A 5,238-nucleotide genomic window follows, 5' to 3' on the forward strand; every position below is an offset into this window, starting at 1 on the left:
TCACCACCCTAGCCGCCGGCGTGGCCCACGAGCTGGGCACGCCCCTGGGCACCATCGCCGTGGCCGCCAAGGAACTGCAGCGCACCGCTGAAGCCCTGGGAGGGCCGGGCTCCGACATCGCCCAGGATGCCGCCCTCATCCGCGAGGAGGTGGGCCGCTGCCGCAGCATCCTGGACCAGATGGCCGATCCCAGTGGCACCACCCTGGGTGAGGCCTTCCAGGCCCTGGTCTGGTCGGACCTGGAGGCGGAATTGACCGATGGACTCGCGCCCGAGGACCGGTCCCGGCTGGTCTTCCAGTGGCCATCCGCAGGGTGCGGTCCCATGCCGCGCCGCGGGCTGGTGCGGGCTCTGCGCGCCATGCTGTCCAACGCCCTGGAGGCCACGCCCCGGCCCGGATCGGTGATCATCCTCGCGCGAGAGGACGCGGGCACCTGGCGCCTGGAGGTGGAAGACCACGGCAGCGGCATGGCCCCCGAAGTGCTGGCCCGGGTGGGCGAGCCCTTCTTCAGCACCAAGCCCACGGGCTCAGGCATGGGGCTGGGCCTCTTCCTGGCCCGCACCTTCGCCGAGCAGCTGGGCGGCGAGCTGCGGGTGACCTCGCAGCCGGGGCAGGGCACCCGGGTCTACCTGAGCTGGCCCCAGGTTTCCCATGGCTGAGTCCAAGCCCTCCCTCCTGGTGGTGGATGACGACGCCACCTACCGGGCGCGGCTGGCCAAGGCCATCACAGCCCGGGGCTACGAGGTGCGCACCGCCGCTGACGCCGAGGCCGCCATCGCCTTCGCCGAGGCTGACAGCCCCGAGTTCGCGGTGCTAGACCTGCGGATGCCCGGCGAGTCGGGGCTGGACCTGCTGCGTCGCTTGATGGCCATCGACCCCACCACCAGGGTGCTCATGCTCACGGGCTACGGCAGCATCGCCACGGCCATGGAGGCCGTGCGCCTGGGCGCCGTGAACTACCTCACCAAGCCCGCGGACGTGGATGACATCCTGGCGGCCTTCAATCCGGAAGGGACCAGCCCCGACCTGAACACCGACCTGGCCACGCCCTCCCTGGCCCGGGTGGAGTGGGAGCACATTCAGCGCGTGCTGAGCGACTGCGACGGCAACCTCTCCGAAGCAGCCCGACGCCTGGGCATGCACCGCCGCAGCCTGCAGCGGAAGGCCGCGCGTAGGCGGCCGGCGAAGTAGGTCGAGGCAGTCCGATCCGCGACAACATGACGCAGGCGAAACCCCGCGTGGACTGGCAGGATGGGGGAAATACCGTCAATTGGTATCAAAAATGGAATCAATGAACCGACGCAGCTGATCGCAGTTTGATCGGCGAAGCGGTGATCTGAAACCACTCCGGGGCCCTTCGGGTGGCTCCGCAGCCCCCGTCTGCCACCAACCCGCAGGAGGCCCCCATGCCCCATCCGACCACCCGCTTCGCCGCACTCTGCGTCGTCCTTGCTACGGGCTCTGCCCAGGCCCATGAGCCCACCTACGAGTTTGATCTGGGGCCCCAGCCGGTGCCCCAGATCCTGGCGGCGCTGGCCAGGCAGACTGGGGCCAACATGTCCTACCCGAAGGAGGGCGTAAAGGGCCTGCAGAGCCCCGGGGTGAAGGGCCACTACTCACTGCGGGACGCCCTGGCCATCGCCTTGAACGGTACGGGACTGACCCATGAGTTCACCGCCGGGAATGCCGTGCACATCCAGGTGGGGAGGACCGTGGAGGTGGGCAAGGTCGTGGAGATCTGGGGGGAGGCCGATCAGGGCTATGCCACCACCGTGGCCACCACCGGCACCAAGACCGACACGCCGATCCTGCTGACGCCGGCGTCCATCCAGGTGATCCCCCAGCAGGTGCTCATCGACCAGAAGGCCGTCACCCTCGACCAGGCCATCCGCAACGTCAGCGGCGTCTCCAGCTTCGCCTGGGGCAAGCTCCAAGAACTGATCACCATGCGCGGCTTCGCGACCGCCACCACCTTCATCGACGGGTTCCGGATGGATTCCTACATCGTCGGTGGCACCACCAACATGACCAATGTGGAGAGCGTGGAGGTGCTGAAGGGCCCCGCGGCCATCCTCTACGGACGCGTGGAGCCGGGCGGCATGGTGAACACGGTCACCAAGCAGCCCCAGGCCCTTCCTGCATATGCCTTCGAGCAGATCGGCGGATCCTGGGACCGCTATGCCACCCACCTGAACGCCACGGGCCCCATCAACGCCGACAAGAGTCTGCTCTACCGGGTGGATGTCAGCTACGAGAAGGATGGCTCCTGGCGGCACCTGGTGAAGGACGACCGGACCTTCGTGTCCGGGGCGTTGAAGTGGATTCTCAGCCCGCAGACTGATCTCAGTCTGAAAGTCCAGCACGACACCTCCCATTCCGCGCCCTTCTCGGATGCCCAGCCCTTTGACACGGACACCAACCAGATCGTCTGGCTGCCCTGGGGCACCTCCCTCTACCAGCCCGACACGCCCATCACGATGAAGAACACCCTGGTGGGCCTCACCTTCGCCCACCGGTTCAACGCCGACTGGTCCCTTCGCTACCAGGTCGTCCGCAACGACGGCACCACCGCCTCGCCGCCCGGGGGCTACTACTTTTTGACCTCATTCGAGAAGAACGCCGGGATCTGGTCGGCCTATTTCATGGCTGCGGAGGTGCATGGGGGCAACAAGACCACGGCCTCCATCCTCGATCTGACCGGCCACTTCACTACGGGCGCACTTAAGCACACCCTGCTCTTCGGTGCCGACTACTACCGTTACGACATCCCCTATGAAAACCAGTACGCCACGGGCATGTCCGTGGCAGTGGATGTCTTCCATCCTGCCCTGCCGGTGCCGGCCTTGCCCATCGACCCCAATGACAACTTCATTTCGGGTTCCCGCACCAACAGTTGGGGCCTCTACCTGCAGGACCAGATCGAATTTCCCCATAACATTCATGTGCTCCTGGGACTGCGGCAGCAGGATGCCCGCCTGGTGGACAACTGGCAGATCGCGGGCACCGGACCGAATCAGGGTGGCACGGGGGTGCGGGAGGAGCTTGACCGCACCCACGACTCGGCACTGACGCCCCGCCTCGGCCTGCTGTGGCAGGCCAAGCCCTGGCTGAGCCTCTACGGTAGCTACACCGAGAACTTCGGGGCCGCTGCCTATGGGAAGACCCGCTTCGGCCGACCACTCAAGCCCGAGAGCGCCAAGCAGTCCGAAGTAGGCGCTAAGACGCAGTTCTTCGGCGGCAAGCTGACCGCCAGCCTGGCCCTGTTCGATCTCACGAAGACTCGGGTGGCGGTGGCCGACGTGCCCCCCTACCAGCAGTTCTACATCACCATCGGCGCCATCCGCAGCAAGGGCACTGAGCTGGACATCCAGGGCGAGATCAGGCCCGGCTGGAATGTGATCTTCACCCACGCCTACACGGACATCCGGATCAGCAAGAGCAGCCCGGATGAGGGCTTCTGGATCGTGGGCAACCGCCTGGGCAACGTGCCCTGGAGCCAGAGCAGCCTCGCCACCACCTACGACTTCAAGGGGGCCTCGGCGAGGGGCTGGAAGGTCGGCGGTGGCTTCACCCAGCGGGCCTCGGCCACCGACTATGGCAACACGATCCCCACTTCGGGCTACACCCTGTGGAACGCCATGGCGGCCTACGACTTCAAGGTGGGCAAGGCCAAGACCACGGCCCAGCTCAACGTGGAGAACCTGGCCAACCGCAAGGCCTACCGGGACCTTTATGTCGGAGGCACCTACTCAGGCCAGAACTGGGAAGACCCCCGCGCCCTGCGGCTGTCCCTGCGGGTGGAGTTCTGATGCCGCGCCCAGTCCAGTCCCGTGAGCGGAGGCCCGCATGAACCGCCAGTTCTGGGTGAAAGTCCATCGGTATGCCGGGCTGTTCATGGCCTTCTTCATTCTGGTGGCGGGGCTCACGGGGGCCATCCTCGCCTTCGCCCCGCAACTGGACCGGTGGCTGAACCCGCCGCTGCCCGTGTCCCACCAGGGACCCCTGATGGACCCCTTGGATCTGCGGGCCCGCGCCCTGGCCCTGGCTCCGCCGCAGGGGATGCTCAACGGCACGACCCTGCACGTGAAGCCTGATGAGCCCTACACGGTAGCTTTCGGCGCACACGAAGGCCCTGGCGAGAAGGCCCAGGATCTGCCATTCAACGTGGTGCGCCTCGATCCCTATACCGGTGCGCTGCTGGAAAAGGTCAAGATGACCGACGGACTCTGGCCCATCACCCGGCAGAACTTCCTGGCGGTGATGATCAACCTGCACTACCGCCTGGCGATCCCCGGTTCTGTGGGCCTGTGGCTCTTTGGCCTCGCGGCGCTGATTTGGACATTCGACTGCTTCGTGAGCCTGTACCTCACTTTTCCGGTGACCGTGCAACGGAAGGACGAGGATGCGGAAGAGGCCGCGCCGAGCCGGCCCCCCGGCAAGTCCTGGCTGGGCCGATGGAAGCGCTCCTGGCTCCTCACCTGGAAGGGCACGGCCTACCGGGTGAACTTTGACCTGCACCGCGCGGGCGGCCTGTGGGTGTGGATGCTGCTTCTGGTCCTGGCCTGGACGGGCGTGGGCTTCAACCTGAACGAGATGGTCTACATGCCTGTGATGAAGACCGTGTTCCGCATGCCGGATTTGTTCGCCAACATGCCCGACCTGAAGACCCCGAGACCCGAGCCCGGCCTGCCTTGGACAGAGGCCCGCGCCCTGGGCCGTCAGCACATGGCCCAGCAGGCCCAGGTTCGCGGATTCAAGGTGGTATCGGAGGAGGCCCTGCAGTATTCACCTGAGAAGGGCATGTTCTTCTACGCCGTGCGCAGCGACCGCGACATTGCCCAAGAGGGTGGGGGCACCTTCATGGTGCTCGATGGCCAGATCGGGACCTTCCGGGACCTGTTCCTGCCCACTGGCCAACACCCCACGCTCACATTCCATAACTGGATCTTCGCCCTGCACACGGCGGGCGTCTGGGGTTTGCCCTACCGCATCTTCCTCGGCTTCACGGGCCTGGTGATTTCGATGCTGTGCATCACCGGCGTCTATCTCTGGTGGAAGAAACGGCGGGCGGGGAAGCTGGTGCAGCTGCAGCGGAGCACAGGCTAGGCCATGGCCGCAAACCGACCCCTCCTGCTGCTGGTGGATGACGACGATGTCTTCCGCACCCGCTTGGCCCGGGCCATCCAGGCGCGGGGCTACGTGGTGCGCACGGCGGCGGCGGCCCCGGCGGCCCTGGCC

General features: G+C 66.4%; 4 protein-coding genes. All 4 read left to right on the top strand.

The window, feature by feature from the left end:
* The coding region (locus WAS25_RS08385; protein ID WP_422311071.1) for a sensor histidine kinase at positions 1-659 on the top strand (659 nt) is incomplete at its 5' end.
* On the top strand, positions 652-1,191 hold the full coding sequence (locus tag WAS25_RS08390; protein ID WP_422311072.1) for a response regulator transcription factor: 540 nt from the start codon (positions 652-654) through the stop codon (positions 1,189-1,191). The genes WAS25_RS08385 and WAS25_RS08390, both read left to right, overlap by 8 nt.
* A 215-nt stretch (positions 1,192-1,406) precedes the next feature.
* Positions 1,407-3,809 (top strand): TonB-dependent siderophore receptor, encoded by a 2,403-nt coding sequence (locus WAS25_RS08395; protein WP_422311073.1) that lies wholly within the window; start codon positions 1,407-1,409, stop codon positions 3,807-3,809.
* 37 nt (positions 3,810-3,846) lie between these two features.
* Positions 3,847-5,106: a PepSY-associated TM helix domain-containing protein gene (locus tag WAS25_RS08400; RefSeq protein WP_422311074.1), complete on the top strand. Its 1,260-nt coding sequence runs from the start codon at positions 3,847-3,849 to the stop codon at positions 5,104-5,106.
* The last annotated feature ends 132 nt before the right edge of the window (positions 5,107-5,238 follow it).

The sequence above is a fragment of the Geothrix sp. genome, assembly GCF_049292215.1.
In the GTDB taxonomy this organism is placed as follows: Bacteria; Acidobacteriota; Holophagae; order Holophagales; family Holophagaceae; genus Geothrix.